Genomic DNA, 16,641 nt, shown 5'->3' with positions numbered 1-16,641 from the left:
TTTAAAATCGTTATAGTAGATAAAGTAATTGAATAATTTGTTCGGAGCTCGTGGAAATCTATATAACATGCAAGATAGTTTTGCACGCGTATTTTTGTGTAGCTATCCTGATAGAAAAGTATTAGTCCCTTCATCATGGGTCATGGGCTGAAATAGAAAAAAGAGGTGAATGAATTGCCAGTAATAGAAGCGAAAAATCTATCAAAAGTTTTCGGTAAAAATCCGAAGCAAACGCTAAAGCTTCTCGATAAAGGTTTGTCAAAGGATGCCATCTTAAAAGAAACAGGCAACACAGTAGGGGTGAATCGGGCGTCCTTTTCTGTTGAAGAAGGGGAAATCTTTGTCATTATGGGGTTATCTGGAAGTGGTAAATCAACATTAGTACGGCTAATCAATCGCTTGATAGAGCCTACTGAAGGAACCATTATGATAGATGGAGACAATTTAGCAACGATGGATAAAAAATCATTGCGCGAAGTCCGTCGAGAAAAGCTAAGTATGGTATTTCAAAAGTTTGCATTGTTTCCACATCGTACCATTCTAGAAAATGCTGAATACGGTTTGGAAATTCAAAAGGTTCCAAAGGAAGATCGTAAGAAAAAAGCGCAGGAAGCACTAGAGTTAGTAGGTTTAGGAGATTATATTCATCAGAAACCAAGTCAGTTATCAGGTGGAATGCAGCAACGAGTTGGTCTTGCTCGAGCATTGGCTAACGATCCTGAAGTCCTTTTAATGGATGAGGCTTTCTCTGCATTAGATCCATTAATTCGTAAAGAAATGCAAGATGAATTACTAGATTTACAAACGACTATGCAGAAAACGATCTTGTTTATTACGCATGATTTAGATGAAGCATTACGGATTGGAGATCGGATTGCACTCATGAAGGATGGATCAATTGTTCAGATCGGAACACCTGAAGAAATCTTAGTCAATCCTGAAAATGATTATGTTGAAAAGTTTGTTGAAGACGTTGACCGTTCAAAGGTATTGACTGCACAGCATATTATGAAACGCCCAGAAACAGTAAACATGGAGAAGCATGGTCCACGTGTAGCTTTAGAACGCATGCGCGAAGAAGGATTATCTAGCATTTTTGTAGTAGATAGCAAGCGTAACCTGAAAGGCTATATAACCGCCGATGATGCATCAGAAGCTCGCAAAAAAGAAATTAATAACTTAACAGAGGTTTTGAAGAATGATATTCCGAAAGTCGAAAGAGAAACACCGATGCATGAGATTTTTGACATTATCCATGATTCACCAATTCCAGTAGCTGTAGTGGAAAATGAAAAATTAATTGGAATTATTGTTCGAGGTGCAGTTCTTGCTGCACTATCCAGTGATGGAGAGGTGAATTTAGAAAATGCTTAATAATGTATTAGATTTTGTTCCAAAATTACCGATTGCAGAGAAAACGAAAGACGCAACGGAATGGATTACGGAGAAGTTTTCCTTTTTATTTGACCCGATCAAAGAACATTTCGGAAGTTTTATGGAGAGTACATCTGAATTTCTAATATCTGTTCCGCCGGTTATCATAATTCTTTTAGTTGCAGTTATTGCATTCTTTATTTCCGGTAAGAAATTTGGTCTAGCTACTTTTTCGATTGTTGGACTTTGGTTTATTTATAACCAAGAATTATGGGAGCACTTAATGAGTACCTTTACACTTGTATTACTTGCTAGTATTTTATCGGTAATTATTGGTGTGCCTGTAGGAATTCTGATGTCAAAAAGTAGAATAGCATCAGCAATTATTACGCCGATTCTTGACTTTATGCAGACAATGCCAGCCTTTGTATATTTAATACCGGCTGTTGCCTTTTTCGGAATTGGTATGGTCCCTGGTGTTTTTGCATCACTGATTTTTGCAACACCACCAACCGTTCGATTTACAAATTTAGGAATTCGTCAAGTTTCTCAGGAATTAGTTGAAGCTTCCGAGGCATTTGGTAGTACAGGAGCACAAAAGTTATTTAAGGTAGAATTACCAATGGCAAAAACGACGATTATGGCAGGGATAAACCAAACCGTGATGCTTGCACTATCTATGGTAGTTATTGCTTCTATGATTGGTGCACCTGGGCTTGGTAGAGAAGTACTATCTGCATTGCAACGAGCTCAAGTAGGAACTGGTTTTGTTGCTGGAGTGGGAATTGTAATTCTTGCGATTATTATCGATCGAATTACTCAAAATATGAATAAGCAAAAACAATAACCTATGTTGGTATCTTTTCTAATGAAAAGTTTCCATATATAAATTTTAAATAAAAGGGGAGATTAGCATTATGTTTAAACGTAATTGGAAACGCCTTGGTCTAGTAGCAGGGCTTTCATTATCATTATTTGCAGCTGGTTGTGGCTCTGATGATGAGTCAACAGGTAATGGTTCTGATGAAGGAACAGCTTCTGAAGGTGAAGCAAAAGAAATTGAATTAGCTTATGTTGAATGGGATTCAGAAATTGCTTCTACACACGTCGTTGGAAAGGTTTTAGAAGATCAAGGCTTTGATGTGAAATTAACACCACTTGATAACGCTGTAATGTGGGAAGCTGTCGCAAATGGTGAAGCAGACGGTATGGTGGCTGCGTGGTTACCAGCAACACATGCTGACCAATATGAAGAATATGGTGATCAAGTAGAAGAACTTGGTACAAACCTTGAAGGTGCAAAAATTGGATTAGTTGTGCCTAAATATATGGATGTAAATAGCATTGAAGACTTAGATGCACAAGCCAACAAAACGATTACTGGTATTGAACCAGGAGCTGGTGTTGTTGGAGCCGCTGAACAAGCCTTAACAGATTATGACAATCTGAAGGGATGGGAAGTACAAACCTCATCTAGTGGAGCAATGGCAACGGAATTAGGTTCAGCTATTGAAAACGAAGAAGATATTATTGTTACTGGTTGGACTCCACACTGGAAATTTGCTAAATATGAATTAAAATATTTAGAAGATCCAAAAGGTACATTTGGTGAAGCAGAAACCATTGATACGATGGTTCGTAAAGGGCTTAAAGATGATATGCCAAATGCATATAAAATTCTAGACCAATTTAACTGGACTACTGAAGATATGGAAGCTGTAATGCTTGAAATTTCTAACGGAACCTCTCCTGAAGATGCAGCTGCTGCATGGGTAGAGGAAAACCAAGAAAAAGTAGATGAATGGGTTAAAGGAGTAGAATAAGTAAAATGACAAGCTGATACAAATCGTATCAGCTTTCCTATTGATATAAATTAATGAGAGGATGTTTAGGTGAGTAATAAGAAATGGTTAGCCATGTTATGTGTTGGATTACTATCTGTATTTGTATTAGCTGCTTGTGGTTCAAGTGAATCGGAAGATAAGCAAGCAGATGGTTCAAAGGAAGCTAGTGAAGAAACGAATTATAGTGAAGCAGTGAATTACACGATCACTGGTATTGAACCAGGAGCAGGTATAACTGTTACGACAGAAAAAGCAATTGAAGAATATGAAACATTGTCTGGCTGGGAATTAGAGCAGTCATCAACAGCTGCGATGGTAACAGAGTTGGAAGATGCTATTAAAAATGAAGAGCCGATTGTTGTTACTGGCTGGAATCCACATTGGATGTTTGCGAAATTTGATAATATTAAATATTTAGAAGATCCAAATGGAATTTATGGCGATGTAGAGGTTATCAAATCATTAGCTCGTAAAGGATTAAAAGAGGATAAGCCTAATGCTTATAAATTAATTGATCAATTCAATTGGAGCGTTGAAGACATGGAAGGTATCATGTATGAAGCCTCTGAAAGTGGTAAGGATATTGCAGAAGTTGCGAAGCAATGGGTAAAAGACAATCCTGAAAAAGTAAAAGCCTGGACAGAAGGCGTAGAAGATGTAGATGGCGTATCCATTGAGTTAGTGTCTACTCCATGGGATTCAGAACGCTCATCAGCAAATGTTGTAGCAGAGGTATTACGTCAAAAAGGATTTGATGTGACCATCACTCCGGTAGATGTGGCTGTTGTATTTGAGGCTATTGCCAATGGTGATGCAGATGCTACCTTAGCTGCATGGATGCCTATGACACACAAAGATTTCTATGATGAATTCAAGGAGGACTTTGTAGATATGGGTGCAAATCTAGAAGGAGCAAAAATCGGGCTTGTTGTACCAGAATACATGGATATTGATTCGATTGAAGACTTGCAAGCAAAGTCAAAGTAAGTAGGAGAAGAATATCTTATGCAAGATAGTGACGCTGAAGTTCCTACATTTGTTCAAAAAGCACAAAAAGCTTACTGAGGGGGAACCTTGCGTAAGCTTTTTGTGCTTTTCCTATTGATTTAACCTTTTGGGATTACTGTGTTTTTACTTTTTCCTCTAAATCTTTTAAACTCGACTCAATTTGTTCTAAATAATGGTGAATATTTTCTTGATGGGGTTCTACAGTTGCTTTCCAATCACCTACAGATTTTTTCATATCTTGGGTGAGCTCCTTAATTAAGGTCGCACCCTCCTGAGAAGTGGCACGAATTTGTTTTTTTAAACGAAGTCCATCTTGTTTTAAATTCAATAACATGTCTTTCCATTCTAGACTTTTGCTTTTTACTTGGCTGCGAAAGTCTCTACCTGTTGATGGAGTGCTTAATAAAGTAACTGCTGCACTAACACTCCCTCCAACTAGGATACCTAATAATAATGATTTACTGTTAGTCATTATTTATTCGCTCCTTTCCCCTCATAGTTATATTTACCTTTAAGGGGTATAGTGTCAAACGTAATTAATAAGTAATTTTTAAAAAATCCTCCGACATTGTGCCAGAGGATTTGATATCGATTAAGTAGATACAAGTGGCTGTGACCTCTTTATAATACGCTGTACAATCGGAAAAACGACAGCCATAATAATTGTATTAAGTAATGCAGCTGGTAATACAGCAAGCCCAAATAATGCCAAGAATGAGCCATCCATTAAACCGATAATGAATAAAGCTACACTTAAGAAAATTGCACCAGAAATCATGGTACCCACTGCTGTAAGTAGTGGGGCACTAATCGAATTATTTAAGCGATTTTTCAAAAGCAGGTACAAAAGTAAAAAAATAACTGCAGTAATTGGCTTATCAATAAGATTTGCGATTTGCCCTCCCGGTGCTGTCGTCGTTAATGCAGACACAATTCCTGTTACAATCGCTACTATCGCTACATACTTTAACGTAGGAAACAAAAGGATTCCTAAAAACATCATAGAAAGTAGCATGTCGGGTTTAACTCCAAAAATTATCGGCGGAACTACTGTATGCAGTACTGCACCAACACCTACTAATAGGGACAAAGTAACCAGCGCTTTTGTATTCATTTATACCTCTCCTCTTCTCAGCTATCTCTGCTCTAAACAAGTAACGCTTTGCTCCTCAACTGTACACTGATTGTCAGCTGCAGGAGTATAATGCTATTATAACAAATTTGTCATCGAATATAAAGATTCGTAGCTTTATTTTTAGCCAGTTTATTACAATTTAATAGCGCTATTGATTTCGCTTGCAATTTGTTGTAAATCATTTGATGTATAGTCGTCAGTATGCACTGTCCAATTGGAAGAAAATCCGTCATTCTCCACGTAGCGAGGTAAAATATGGATATGTAGGTGAAATACGGACTGATCGGCAGCCTTCTCATTATTATTTAGTAAGTTCATTCCAATCGGTTTATACGTATCTTTAATTGCATTCGCAATTTTGGGTACGCGTTCAAATAGCTTAGAAGCTACTTCTGCTGGTGTTTCGTAAATATTTTTCACATGTGTTTTTGGAATAACCAATGTGTGGCCTTTAGCTACTTGACTAATATCGAGAAATGCATAGACGTCTTCATCCTCATACACCTTAGCGGAGGGTATCTCTCCATCAATAATTTTACAAAAAATACAATCTTCATGACTCATTCGTATCACCATTCCTCTGCTTTTTATTTTATTGTATATAGGAATAGCCGTCATTGTAAAGAATTCTATTGTGAAAATAACAGAAAGTTGAAATAGAAGTGATCTGTACAAAAACAGACTAGCCCAAAGGACTAGTCTGATGAAGGGAAAGAATGTCTTCTAACGCGGGGACATTGTAAACAACTGTCTTAAAAGCAATTAGCTTTTTGCTACGCTCATTTACAAAACCTTTTTGTTGTATCTTCTTAATGGAAGATGTGCTCAAAAAAAGGATTTATATCATTAGATTACCGTTCACAAACACCTCATTTTTGTGTTTAATCCACGAATTCAGTTAGATATCGATCACTAACACCTCATTTGTGTAAGAATACACGAAATTTACATTAGATACTCGATCGCTGACACCTCATTTGTGTTTATCACACGAAAAATACTTGTTTCTGGTGAACTTGGTTACATCCTTATCCCTTCACTAAATAGTGTTTACGCGAGTTTAAAAATTATACAATTTTTTTGTAAATCATTTGCCCTCTACTAGAGAGGGAGTCACCTATTCCTTAACAATGAATGTTAAACAGGCTAGTATTATTCGTTTTGTCGAAAAAAAGCATATAGTTTACTTTGGTTTTCCCTTCCACAAATGATAAAATATACACTAGACGAAGAGGAGGAGCCAATCGTGGAAGCATTATTACATATTAACAATCTATACGGCGGATACACGCATAAAAATGTACTTCATGGAATATCTTTTGACGTGCATTCAGGTGAAATAGTTGGATTAATCGGGTTAAATGGAGCAGGGAAAAGTACGACTATTAAGCATGTCATTGGTTTGATGCAGGCAAAAAAGGGGACAGTCTCTGTTAATGGCAAGACGTTTAAAGAAAATGCGGAAAGTTATCGTAACCAAATGGCCTATATCCCTGAGATGCCAATACTTTATGATGAATTAACGCTTTATGAGCATCTTCGCTTAACGGCAATGGCTTATGATATACCAGAAGAAGTTTTTGAAAAGAGATTACAGCCATTACTTAAAGAATTTAGAATGGAGAAAAAGCTAAATTGGTTCCCGGTTCACTTTTCTAAAGGTATGAGACAGAAAGTAATGATTATGTGTGCTTTCTTAATAGAACCACCATTGTACATTGTAGATGAACCGTTTGTTGGATTAGATCCCTTAGGTATTCAGTCATATTTACAACTTATGGAGGAAATGAAGAATAATGGTTCTGGTGTTCTAATGTCTACACATATATTGGCAACTGCTGAACGATATTGTGATCGCTTTGTAATATTACACGATGGTGAAATTAGGGCAATGGGTACGCTTGAAGAATTACGTGAAAGCTTTAATATGCCAGGTGCAACATTAGATGATTTATATGTTCAATTAACAAAGGAAGAAGATAGCCATGTTTGATTCACATGCTTTCTTTAAAAATCGATTTGCTGCTCATGTAAAAGAGACAAGCCGTTATCTACGCTACATTTTTAATGGACATATTGCTGTAGCTCTGCTATTTTTCATTTCTGCGCTTGCGTTTTATTATCAAAAGTGGCTCCTAGAAATACCAGAAAATTTCCCTGCTGCAATAATTATTGGTACAGTATTCGGTATGATTGCTAGCTATAGTCCTGTACGCACATTACTTAAAGAGCCTGATCTTGTATTTTTAATTGCTGCAGAACATAAAATGGGTCCTTATTTTCGGAATACCTTGCTTTATAGCTTTATCATTCAACTCTATCTTGTTTTATTAGCTGCTGCAGCATTGGGACCACTGTATAGTACTATCTATGATAGGCGATCAGGTCAAGTCTATATGATTACCATTGCTGTTCTACTCCTATTTAAAGCAGGAAATTTAATTGCAAATTGGTGGATGCTTAAGGTTCGAGAACCTGGCGTACGTCGAACAGATATTACAGTTAGAACAGTGCTAAATGTAGCGGTATTTTACTTCTTAATCGATGGTAATATGCTGTTAGCGGGTATAAGCACTGTCTTATTTACAGCATTATTCCTCTATATTTATCAAACTTGCCGTAAGCAGCCAGGAATTGTTTGGGATTTACTCGTAGAAAAAGACCAGAATAGAATGCAAGCATTTTATCGTCTTGCTAATATGTTTGCTGATGTACCTCATTTAAAGAGTCGTGTGCGCAAGCGACAATGGCTTGTAAAGTTGGTAAGCAGCTTGCCATTTATGCAGAAATACACGTATGATTATCTATATCGAGTTACCTTTATTAGAAGCGGCGATTATTTAGGTATGTTTGTAAGACTGATTGTAATAGGCGGACTGTTTATATATTTTATTCCATCATTCTGGTTAAAAGTAGTTTTTGCTATTTTGTTTTTATACTTAAGCAGTTTTCAGATGATGGCACTTTATCAGCATCATAGAACGGTGATGTGGATAGACCTTTATCCAGTTTCTAAGGCTGTGCGTCAAGCGTCATTAATGAAACTGTTATTTCAGTTAACTGGTATACAAACCGTTATATTTTCCATTGTATTTATCGCTTTAGGTCAATACTTAGGAATGGTAATCTTCCTTATCAGTGGAAGCTTGTTTAATTTTCTATTTATTCTTGGGTATGTAAAGAAAAAATTAGTATAAAGAAAAAGAATCTTGGACGAAAGTAAATAAGAACCAATAAAAAACAAACTATAATTAGTTATTAGTTAAAACTAATTATAGTTTGTTTTCTGATTAAAATAAATGCGAGATTCCTTGGAAAAGAGGCGTGCTTTTCTACGTGCGATGAATCACTACCGAAACCTTCCGTATCCAGCGAGAGGGCTCTGCCGGTGGAAAACGATTATATTTTAGGCTGCGGCATCGTTCCAAGCTCTTTGAGAGATAAAATCCTTAATTGTAATTATTCCTGTTCCTGATAAGCAAAGTAGGCTTGAATGAGTGTTTTTGCAGCAATCGGCATGGATCTCTCATCAATATCAAATTTAGGATGATGGTGTGGATAAGGATCTGCATGCTTTTGCGCACCGGTAAAGAAAAAGGCTCCAGGCTTTTCCATGAGGTAATAAGCGAAATCCTCTCCTGCCATAGACGGATTAATTTCCTCTGCTTTATAAATATCCTCAATATCTTTCTCGGCAATTCGCAGAACTAATTCAGCTTCTTTTGCATGATTAATAAGCGGAGGATAGCCTTTCACATAGTTAAAGGAGTAGGTTGCTTCACTGCTTATACATACTCCGTTTATAATGCATTTCATATCCTCAATAATCTTGTCTTGGAGTTCGGGATTAATATAGCGTACAGTGCCAACAATCTTTGCTTTGTCTGCAATGACATTAAAGGCCTCACCAGCCTCAAATACGCCTACAGTTACAACGGCCGTATCTAATGGATCTACACGTCTACTTACTATTTGTTGAAGCTGAGTAATTAAATGAGAGCCGATCACAATCGCATCCTTTGTTTCATGTGGGTAAGCCCCGTGACCACCTTTTCCTTGAATAATAATCTCGAATCGATCCGTTCCTGCCATAAATGCTTGTTTGGAAGTCTGCAGAACACCAACAGGTGTTGTTGCCCATAAATGGGTGCCGAATACCGCATCGACGTGATCTATGGCTCCTGATTCAATAATTGGCTTAGCTCCACCTGGTGCATATTCCTCTGCATGCTGATGTAAAAATACAATGGTTCCTGGAAGTTGATCTTGATATTCTTTCATAACCTTTGCCAGTATTAGTAAGGTAGCGGTATGGCCGTCATGCCCACAAGCGTGCATGACACCATCAACTTTGGATTTGTAGGGAACATCCTTTTCATCTTGAATAGGGAGTGCATCAAAATCAGCACGTAACGCGATCGTTTTGCCTGCCTTTTTCCCCTTCAGGGTTGCGATTACACCGTTTCCCCCTACGTTTGTGTCACAAGGAATACCTAGCTCGTTATAATAATTAGCAATAAATGCAGCGGTTTTTGTTTCTTGAAAAGAAACCTCTGGATACTGATGCAAATGTCTACGTATATGAACCATTTCTGAATAGAGCTGATCAATGGACTGATGGACTTTTTCTAACAAGCAAAAGACCTCCTCGATGTTTTTTCACTTATTATAACATTGAAAAATATTTATTAGGCATGTATACATGAAAATTGAGGATAATTTCATGTATGGACGGATATATGTAAATACATATAGAGAAAAACCCCTACCTCCATTTCATTTGAGGTAGGGGTTAATCGCTAATAAATTTTGTTCCGAAAGCAAACTGTTTATTTATGATGCTAATCGAGGGTCAGCTAATAGACGCTCAATTTCCTCTTTATGTTGTGTTTCGTCAGTAATTAGATCCTCAAGCTTAACAACTAGCTCCGTATAACCTAAATTCTCCGCTTGCTTTTTACGTTTTTCATATCGTTCAATGGTAGCAGCCTCTGATTGAAGTGTGGCTTCTAATAAATCCTTTACTTCCGTAGGCTGAGGAATATCTGCAGCTTTTGTTGTCGGATTACCTCCAAGTGATTTTATTTTCTCAGACAAATATAAAGCATGACCTAATTCATCATTGATTTCTGCTTCAAAGAAAGGCTTGAGGGCTGAGCGGTATAATCCGTATACAACGGAAGCACTATAAGTATACTGTATGACAGCTGCATATTCATGCGATAAGTCTTCATTTAGTCCATCGATTAATAATTGTAGTTCTTTTTCCATTTATTACTCACCCTTTATAAAATTTGTTTGTTCTATAGATACATTTCCCTATCTGGTTTTTTTAAAACCTATTTTCATGTATTATAAATAGAAATAGGAGGGATAAGCATGCAGTATAGCCGTAAATATATCCTTCTACTTTTAATGATAGCTCTGTGTATTAACGGTTGGTGGATATATCAAATCATGAATCATAAACTTCCTTATCTAGACCAATGGACAAGGGATCCTGTCATCGGATTAGAAGAAGATTCCATACTTTATGAGGTTTTCCGTTTTCTTACAGATTTAGGCTCTTGGCCATTCACTATTCCATTCGTGATTATTATGGCAGTTGTATTTTGGTTCCTCTATCAGGATTGGTTACCAGCTGTAATACTTAGTGGTGGCACACTCTTAACGCATTACATAAACGTTGCGATCAAACATCTTGTTGATAGAGAAAGACCTAGCATATTAGTTGCCGCAAATGCAGAAGGTCATAGTTTCCCTTCAGGCCATGCCATGATACCGATGGTTTGTTATGGTTTATGCGCTTATTTTCTATCTCAACGATTACAATCGTCCAAGAGGCGGTTTATCATTGAATTTTTCTTTGCTATGCTCATATTTTTAATAGGAATAAGCCGTTATATTATTAATGTCCATTATTTAACAGATGTGCTCGCTGGGTTTCTTATTGGTTTTCTTTGTTTACTAGTGAGTATTAATCTCTACCAGTGGTTACAAAAGAAACGCTGTTATCCGTCTCGAGGCTGAATTAAAAGCATCCTTTGGAAGGTTTCTCTCGTTTATAAATATAAGTAAGCTAAGAATAGTTCGAATTTGACGAGGGGGAGTTTTTTCAATGGATGCTACAGTACAACAAAATCAACAAGAAGGTTTACCGATATTTAAAAATCGTAATTTTATATTATTATTTATTGGATCATTGTTTTCTGCACCAGGATATTATGTCTATTTAATTGGTGCAGAATGGCTTATGCTCTCATTAGATGACAATCGATTTTATTTTGGGATGTTATTCTTCGCAGCCTCTGTACCACGGTTATTATTATTGACAGTTGGAGGAATAGTAGCAGATCGCTTTAATAAGCGTACGATTTTATTTATTTCTGATTTTACAAGGGCAATTTTAATTTTCGTTTTACTATTATTTTTATTTATGGATGCGGTCACCGTATGGCACTTAATTGTGCTTGCTGCATTATTTGGCATTTCCGATGCTTTTAGTTACCCAGTTATTAATTCACTAACGCCAATGATCTTGGAAAAAGAGCAGTTACAGCGAGGTAATTCTCTTATTCAAATGACGACACAGATTAGCCCGATTTTAGGACCTGCACTAGGCGGAACATTAATAGCGTTACTTGGGTTTAAAGGCGTTTTTTCTGTAGCATTTGTCATGTTACTTATCGCTTCTTTGACTGTATTATTTATGCGATTGAAGCAAGCGGACGCGACAGGGGAGAAGAAGACACCGTTGGAGGATTTAAAGGAAGGCTTCTCCTACGCTAGAAAAAATGAACTGATTATGTCCATTGTTTTTACTGCATTCTTCTTGAACTTCTTTTTTACAGGGCCATTTTCAATAGGGATGCCTATCATTGTAAAGGACATTTTTGCTGGTAATGCAATTAGCTTGGCCACTGTACAAACAGCAATGGGGATAGGTGCATTGATTGGTGCTATTTTCCTAGCATCGATAAAGCTAAAAAAGCAGGGATTAACTGTCATTATTAGTTTAATCGTATTAGGAGTTATCTATACTTCTATCGGTATGTCATCCTATCTTTACCTAACTGCTGGCTTAGTTGCTAGCCTGGCATTCCTTTTACAATTAGTAAACATACCAATCATGACGATTTTACAAAAGTCGACGGAGAAACGAATGCTTGGCAGAATGATGAGTCTATTAATGACTGTATCAACAGGACTTGTTCCAATCTCTTATGTTATTACATCATTATTAATTGCTGTCGGCGTGTCGATACAGACAATTATTATCGTCAGTGGAATCGTCGTTATGTTCATTGCCATATATAATTTAAAGAACAAGAAACTACGAACATTAATCTCTTCATAAAAGGGTGAACAGAATGAAAAATATGGTGCGCTATTTTATTGCGATTACTTTCATTGCAATAGGCGTCATGCTCGTATTAGCTAATATTGGAGTAATTCATTTCAATTTTTCTTTGGCTTGGTCATATATTTATCCAATATTTTTCATCGTAATTGGATTAAAGTGGTTATTTGATTTTTTAAAAAAAATTGGGGGGAGCTGGATCTTTGGCTCCTTTTTTATCCTATTCGGAACGTTACTTCTATTGGATCGATTCGAAATCATTTCCTTTACATTTGGGGATATATTTAAGTTATGGCCATTATTAATTATTTATATTGGCTTTATGCTTGTAGGTAGAAAAAAAATGAAGGTTGAATATAAAGGAGATCATGGGGATCATACCTCTATGTTTTCGTTTGGTAGTCATGAATTTATTAATCAGAATTGGAAAGTAGAGCCAATGAAGCTAAGTAACTGGGCTGGTGATTTCTACTTTGACTTTTCCAAGGCATTTATTCCAGATAAAGAAATACCGATAACCATTCATTCACTCGCAGGTGATGTAACAATTCTAATGCCTGAAAGTGTTGAGTTCAAGGTGTACGCTTCTGTGAAGGCAGGGGAAGTAAATGTTATTGGTCAAACGGCAGAGGGGATTAATCGTTCCTTAACCTATGAAACAAAAGCTTATGATACATCCCTTCGAAAAATTGACTTTAATATCAAATTAAAAGCTGGATCGATTCGAATAGATTATGTGTAGGAGGTTAACCACATGAATCAGCGGTTTGCTAGTATTCGTTACAGTTATATTCGTTCACATATATATGGATTGTTTCTAACATGTGTAACGATTTTATCTATATTACTCTCTATCTATGTATTATTTCATCCAAATTGGTTATCTGCTGCAAGTATATTTTTATTTATCTCGTTATATATTGGATTAGCACTAATTATTTCGGTATATGCAGGGTTTAAGTCTGGTGGAGATGTTAAGGATCGTTTTGACTATCTTTCTGTACAAATCACCCAATTTGCTAATGGTAATTATACGACAAAAGTTTATTTTAACGAAGGAGACGAGATTACGCGTATTGGTAATGAAATGAATGAGCTCGGTGAAAAATTACAAAATCAAGTACGTTCCTTACAACGAATGGCGGATGAAAAGTCTGAATTTGCTAAATCAGCACATAAAGCAGCTGTTATAGAGGAAAGGCAGCGAATTGCTAGAGATTTGCATGACGCAGTCAGTCAACAGCTATTTGCGTTAACGATGTTATCGGAAGCGGCGATTAAGCAATTTGACAAACACCCAGAAAAAGCAAAAACACAAATGATTGAAGTGTCTAAAGCCGCACTTCAATCACAGGCAGAAATGCGTGCATTGTTATTGCACTTACGTCCCGTATACCTTTCTGGAGAGTCATTGTCAGATGGTATTTCTAAATTAATAAATGAATTACAACAGAAAAGCAATATTGAATTCCATATTAGTATTCCTAATCAGTTATCGGTTTCTTCAACAATTGAAGAACAAGTTTTCCGAATAGTTCAAGAATCATTATCAAATATCTTGCGTCATGCAAATGCAACCGAAGTACGTATTGATATTGCGAAACGATCCAATGAGTTATTTATGCATGTTCGTGATAACGGAAAAGGCTTTGATGTATTACATGAAAGAAAAACATCCTATGGATTAAAAACAATGAAAGAGCGTAGTGAAGAGCTAGGAGGGACATTCTCTGTTCGTTCTAATTTACAAGAAGGAACTTACATTGATATTCGAATTCCGTGTTAAAGGGGGAATGAGGCGATGATACGAGTGGTTGTTGTAGACGATCATGAAATCGTGAGGAAGGGATTAACTGCATATTTGCAAACAGACGATGCTATAGATGTAGTAGGGGAAGCTTCAAGTGGTAATGAAGGAGTAGAACTTATTCGTGAAACCAAGCCAGATGTCGTGTTAATGGACTTAATTATGGAGGATGGAACTGGTATTGATGCCACACAGAAAATCATGGCTACGAATCCTCCATGTAGGATCATTATCTTGACAAGTTACTATGATGATGAGCAGGTATTTCCAGCACTAGAAGCAGGTGCTTTTAGCTATCTATTAAAGACATCTTCAGCTACTGAGATTACGGACGCAATTAAAAAGGCTGCTGCAGGTGAAACAGTGATTGAGCCGAAAGTAGCTGGAAAAATGATGTCGAGCTTTCGTTCTGTTGAAAAAAAACGGCATGATGAATTAACAGAACGTGAATTAGAGGTGTTATTATGTATTGGCAATGGAATGACCAATCAAGAAATTAGTGAGAAATTATTTATTGGTATTAAAACGGTAAAGACACATGTGAGTAATATTTTATCTAAACTAGAGGTCCATGATCGTACACAAGCTGCTGTGTATGTTCATCGTAATCATTTGTCAGGTAATTAACTAGCAAATTTCATAAAATTGTCACAGAATAGGAGTGATTTTAAGCTAGCCTTTTGTCATTCACCCCCTAGATTTGTATAATACATATGTAGTAAACTAATAGGATAGTATTCGATAGTGCGATAAGACTGACTTTATAGTTCCTTGACTGCATATTATCCACTGTTGTGCTTTTAAAGGGTGCTTACTTATAAAGAACAGTATTTTGGTGTCGATCCTATCAAAAAAGAAAGGACTTCTTCGATGGGGAAAATTTCTAAAAGAGCAGAGAATTTATTATTACTTATTTGGGCTCAGGCTTTTATTGCACTGCTAGGAAGCTTATTTTTTTCAGAAGTTATGAACTATGAACCGTGTGAGCTTTGCTGGTTTCAGCGCATATTAATGTATCCATTAGTCATTATCTATGGTGTTGCAGCAGTAAAGAAAGACCTTTCCATTGCTTTGCCCGGATTAATTATGAGTGGAATTGGAATGTTTGTTTCAACCTACCACTATTTGGTGCAAAAGTTACCAGCATTGCAGGATACAGGAGGAGCTTGTGGTCTTGTTCCGTGTAACCTTACTTATGTAAACTACTTTGGTTTTGTATCCATACCGTTTTTAGCAGGTACTGCATTCATCATTATTTTTGTGTTACACCTTATTTTATGGAAAGAGCAAAAGGAGATGAAATAAGTGAAGAAAAAAATGCTAGTATTTATTGGCGTTATCGTACTATTATTTGCCGGTCTATATTTTGTTATTGATTATAAAAATAATAAAACGGTTGAGTCAAATGAAAATCCTTATGGTGACAAGGAGCTTCATCAAGGGACAATTGATCAGTTAGATGATCCAAATTACGGGAATCAAATTCTACCAGATGACTTAAGTCAAAAGGTGGAGAGTGGCGATCCAGTTACTGTCTATTTTTATGATCCATTATGTGTACATTGTCAGAATACAACGCCTTATCTTGTGCCATTGGCTGAAGATAATAACGTGGATATGAAAAAAATGAATCTTCGTGAATTTAATGATCAGTGGAGTGCGTATGGAATAGAATCAACTCCAACCTTAATTCATTTCGAAGGTGGTAAAGAAGTAGCTCGTATTGTAGGAGATAAAGGGGAAGAAAATTTTCAATCGTTTTTTGATCAATATGTAAAAAACTAGTAAGTCATGTATTTTTTTCATAATCATGGTTTAACAGTTATAAAAAATTAGTAAACGAGAGCAAGCAACTGTATGACAGTTAGCTTGCTTTTCTTATAAGTTAAGAAAGTATAAAATCAGTGCAATGACTGGTTAAGCCAAGTAGTTATTTTGAAATGTTTGATGTATATTGGGCAATGCTCCGACTAATTACTTCGCTTTCCACGGGCGCGGCCCATAGCCGTCAAGTTAAGCAGGATATTTTAAAAACCAAAAAGTTATTCGTTATTCTGACATTATAAATGGAATAATTTGGAGGGATTACGTATGGCTAAGCAATATCATTTTG

At 36.4% G+C, this 16,641-nt stretch carries 18 protein-coding genes; 13 read left to right on the top strand and 5 right to left on the bottom strand.

The window, feature by feature from the left end; translation table 11 throughout:
* Positions 1 to 174: 174 nt before the first annotated feature.
* The 4 genes from Q1A47_RS09350 (at position 175) to Q1A47_RS09335 (ending at position 4,205) form a co-directional block, all read left to right on the top strand.
* On the top strand, positions 175 to 1,374 hold the full coding sequence (locus Q1A47_RS09350) for a glycine betaine/L-proline ABC transporter ATP-binding protein (RefSeq protein WP_026680583.1): 1,200 nt from the start codon (positions 175 to 177) through the stop codon (positions 1,372 to 1,374).
* Positions 1,367 to 2,221 (top strand): proline/glycine betaine ABC transporter permease, encoded by an 855-nt coding sequence (locus Q1A47_RS09345; RefSeq protein ID WP_026680584.1) that lies wholly within the window; start codon positions 1,367 to 1,369, stop codon positions 2,219 to 2,221. The genes Q1A47_RS09350 and Q1A47_RS09345 overlap by 8 nt, the downstream gene beginning before the upstream one ends.
* Positions 2,222 to 2,291: 70 nt before the next feature.
* Complete coding sequence (locus Q1A47_RS09340; protein ID WP_026680585.1) at positions 2,292 to 3,197, top strand: glycine betaine ABC transporter substrate-binding protein; 906 nt, start codon at positions 2,292 to 2,294, stop codon at positions 3,195 to 3,197.
* A gap of 69 nt (positions 3,198 to 3,266) precedes the next feature.
* Positions 3,267 to 4,205 carry a glycine betaine ABC transporter substrate-binding protein gene (locus Q1A47_RS09335; protein WP_299631897.1) on the top strand — a complete coding sequence of 313 codons (939 nt, stop codon included), beginning with the start codon at positions 3,267 to 3,269 and terminating at the stop codon, positions 4,203 to 4,205.
* A 133-nt stretch (positions 4,206 to 4,338) separates the two neighbouring features.
* On the opposite strand, the gene Q1A47_RS09330 is transcribed toward Q1A47_RS09335, so the two are convergent.
* The 3 genes from Q1A47_RS09330 to Q1A47_RS09320 all read right to left on the bottom strand — a co-directional run bounded on the left by Q1A47_RS09330 (position 4,339) and on the right by Q1A47_RS09320 (position 5,925).
* On the bottom strand, positions 4,339 to 4,698 hold the full coding sequence (locus Q1A47_RS09330; RefSeq protein WP_026680587.1) for a YtxH domain-containing protein: 360 nt from the start codon (positions 4,696 to 4,698) through the stop codon (positions 4,339 to 4,341).
* A gap of 120 nt (positions 4,699 to 4,818) precedes the next feature.
* Positions 4,819 to 5,340 carry a tryptophan transporter gene (locus tag Q1A47_RS09325; protein WP_166530602.1) on the bottom strand — a complete coding sequence of 174 codons (522 nt, stop codon included), beginning with the start codon at positions 5,338 to 5,340 and terminating at the stop codon, positions 4,819 to 4,821.
* A 153-nt stretch (positions 5,341 to 5,493) separates the two neighbouring features.
* Positions 5,494 to 5,925: an HIT family protein gene (locus tag Q1A47_RS09320; protein WP_121604859.1), complete on the bottom strand. Its 432-nt coding sequence runs from the start codon at positions 5,923 to 5,925 to the stop codon at positions 5,494 to 5,496.
* Positions 5,926 to 6,607: 682 nt separating this feature from the next.
* On the opposite strand from Q1A47_RS09320, the gene Q1A47_RS09315 reads away from it, so the two are divergent.
* On the top strand, positions 6,608 to 7,354 hold the full coding sequence (locus Q1A47_RS09315) for an ABC transporter ATP-binding protein (RefSeq protein ID WP_121604860.1): 747 nt from the start codon (positions 6,608 to 6,610) through the stop codon (positions 7,352 to 7,354).
* On the top strand, positions 7,347 to 8,558 hold the full coding sequence (locus tag Q1A47_RS09310) for an ABC transporter permease (protein ID WP_026680591.1): 1,212 nt from the start codon (positions 7,347 to 7,349) through the stop codon (positions 8,556 to 8,558). Before Q1A47_RS09315 ends, Q1A47_RS09310 begins: the two co-directional genes overlap by 8 nt.
* A 262-nt stretch (positions 8,559 to 8,820) precedes the next feature.
* Here Q1A47_RS09310 and Q1A47_RS09305 read toward each other — a convergent pair whose 3' ends face one another.
* Together Q1A47_RS09305 and Q1A47_RS09300 are read right to left on the bottom strand one after the other, a co-directional pair.
* Positions 8,821 to 9,996: an amidohydrolase gene (locus tag Q1A47_RS09305; protein ID WP_026680592.1), complete on the bottom strand. Its 1,176-nt coding sequence runs from the start codon at positions 9,994 to 9,996 to the stop codon at positions 8,821 to 8,823.
* A 198-nt stretch (positions 9,997 to 10,194) separates the two neighbouring features.
* Positions 10,195 to 10,632 carry a ferritin-like domain-containing protein gene (locus Q1A47_RS09300; protein ID WP_026680593.1) on the bottom strand — a complete coding sequence of 146 codons (438 nt, stop codon included), beginning with the start codon at positions 10,630 to 10,632 and terminating at the stop codon, positions 10,195 to 10,197.
* 108 nt (positions 10,633 to 10,740) lie between these two features.
* On the opposite strand from Q1A47_RS09300, the gene Q1A47_RS09295 reads away from it, so the two are divergent.
* The 7 genes from Q1A47_RS09295 (at position 10,741) to Q1A47_RS09265 (ending at position 16,313) form a co-directional block, all read left to right on the top strand.
* Positions 10,741 to 11,391, top strand: a complete 651-nt coding sequence (locus Q1A47_RS09295) for a phosphatase PAP2 family protein (protein ID WP_026680594.1) — start codon at positions 10,741 to 10,743, stop codon at positions 11,389 to 11,391.
* An 88-nt stretch (positions 11,392 to 11,479) separates the two neighbouring features.
* On the top strand, positions 11,480 to 12,718 hold the full coding sequence (locus Q1A47_RS09290) for an MFS transporter (protein ID WP_026680595.1): 1,239 nt from the start codon (positions 11,480 to 11,482) through the stop codon (positions 12,716 to 12,718).
* A 13-nt stretch (positions 12,719 to 12,731) separates the two neighbouring features.
* Entirely contained in the window at positions 12,732 to 13,463 is a 732-nt protein-coding gene (liaF, locus tag Q1A47_RS09285; RefSeq protein WP_026680596.1) for a cell wall-active antibiotics response protein LiaF, read from the top strand.
* Positions 13,464 to 13,475: 12 nt separating this feature from the next.
* On the top strand, positions 13,476 to 14,507 hold the full coding sequence (locus Q1A47_RS09280) for a sensor histidine kinase (RefSeq protein WP_026680597.1): 1,032 nt from the start codon (positions 13,476 to 13,478) through the stop codon (positions 14,505 to 14,507).
* 15 nt (positions 14,508 to 14,522) lie between these two features.
* Positions 14,523 to 15,155 carry a response regulator transcription factor gene (locus Q1A47_RS09275; RefSeq protein ID WP_026680598.1) on the top strand — a complete coding sequence of 211 codons (633 nt, stop codon included), beginning with the start codon at positions 14,523 to 14,525 and terminating at the stop codon, positions 15,153 to 15,155.
* A 243-nt stretch (positions 15,156 to 15,398) separates the two neighbouring features.
* Positions 15,399 to 15,833 carry a disulfide oxidoreductase gene (locus tag Q1A47_RS09270; protein WP_026680599.1) on the top strand — a complete coding sequence of 145 codons (435 nt, stop codon included), beginning with the start codon at positions 15,399 to 15,401 and terminating at the stop codon, positions 15,831 to 15,833.
* Entirely contained in the window at positions 15,834 to 16,313 is a 480-nt protein-coding gene (locus Q1A47_RS09265; RefSeq protein WP_026680600.1) for a co-chaperone YbbN, read from the top strand.
* The last annotated feature ends 328 nt before the right edge of the window (positions 16,314 to 16,641 follow it).

It is taken from the genome of uncultured Virgibacillus sp., assembly GCF_947495635.1.
GTDB classification, from domain to species: domain Bacteria; phylum Bacillota; class Bacilli; order Bacillales; family Amphibacillaceae; genus Virgibacillus; species Virgibacillus salarius.
This window is presented reverse-complemented; position numbering and strand designations above follow the sequence as displayed.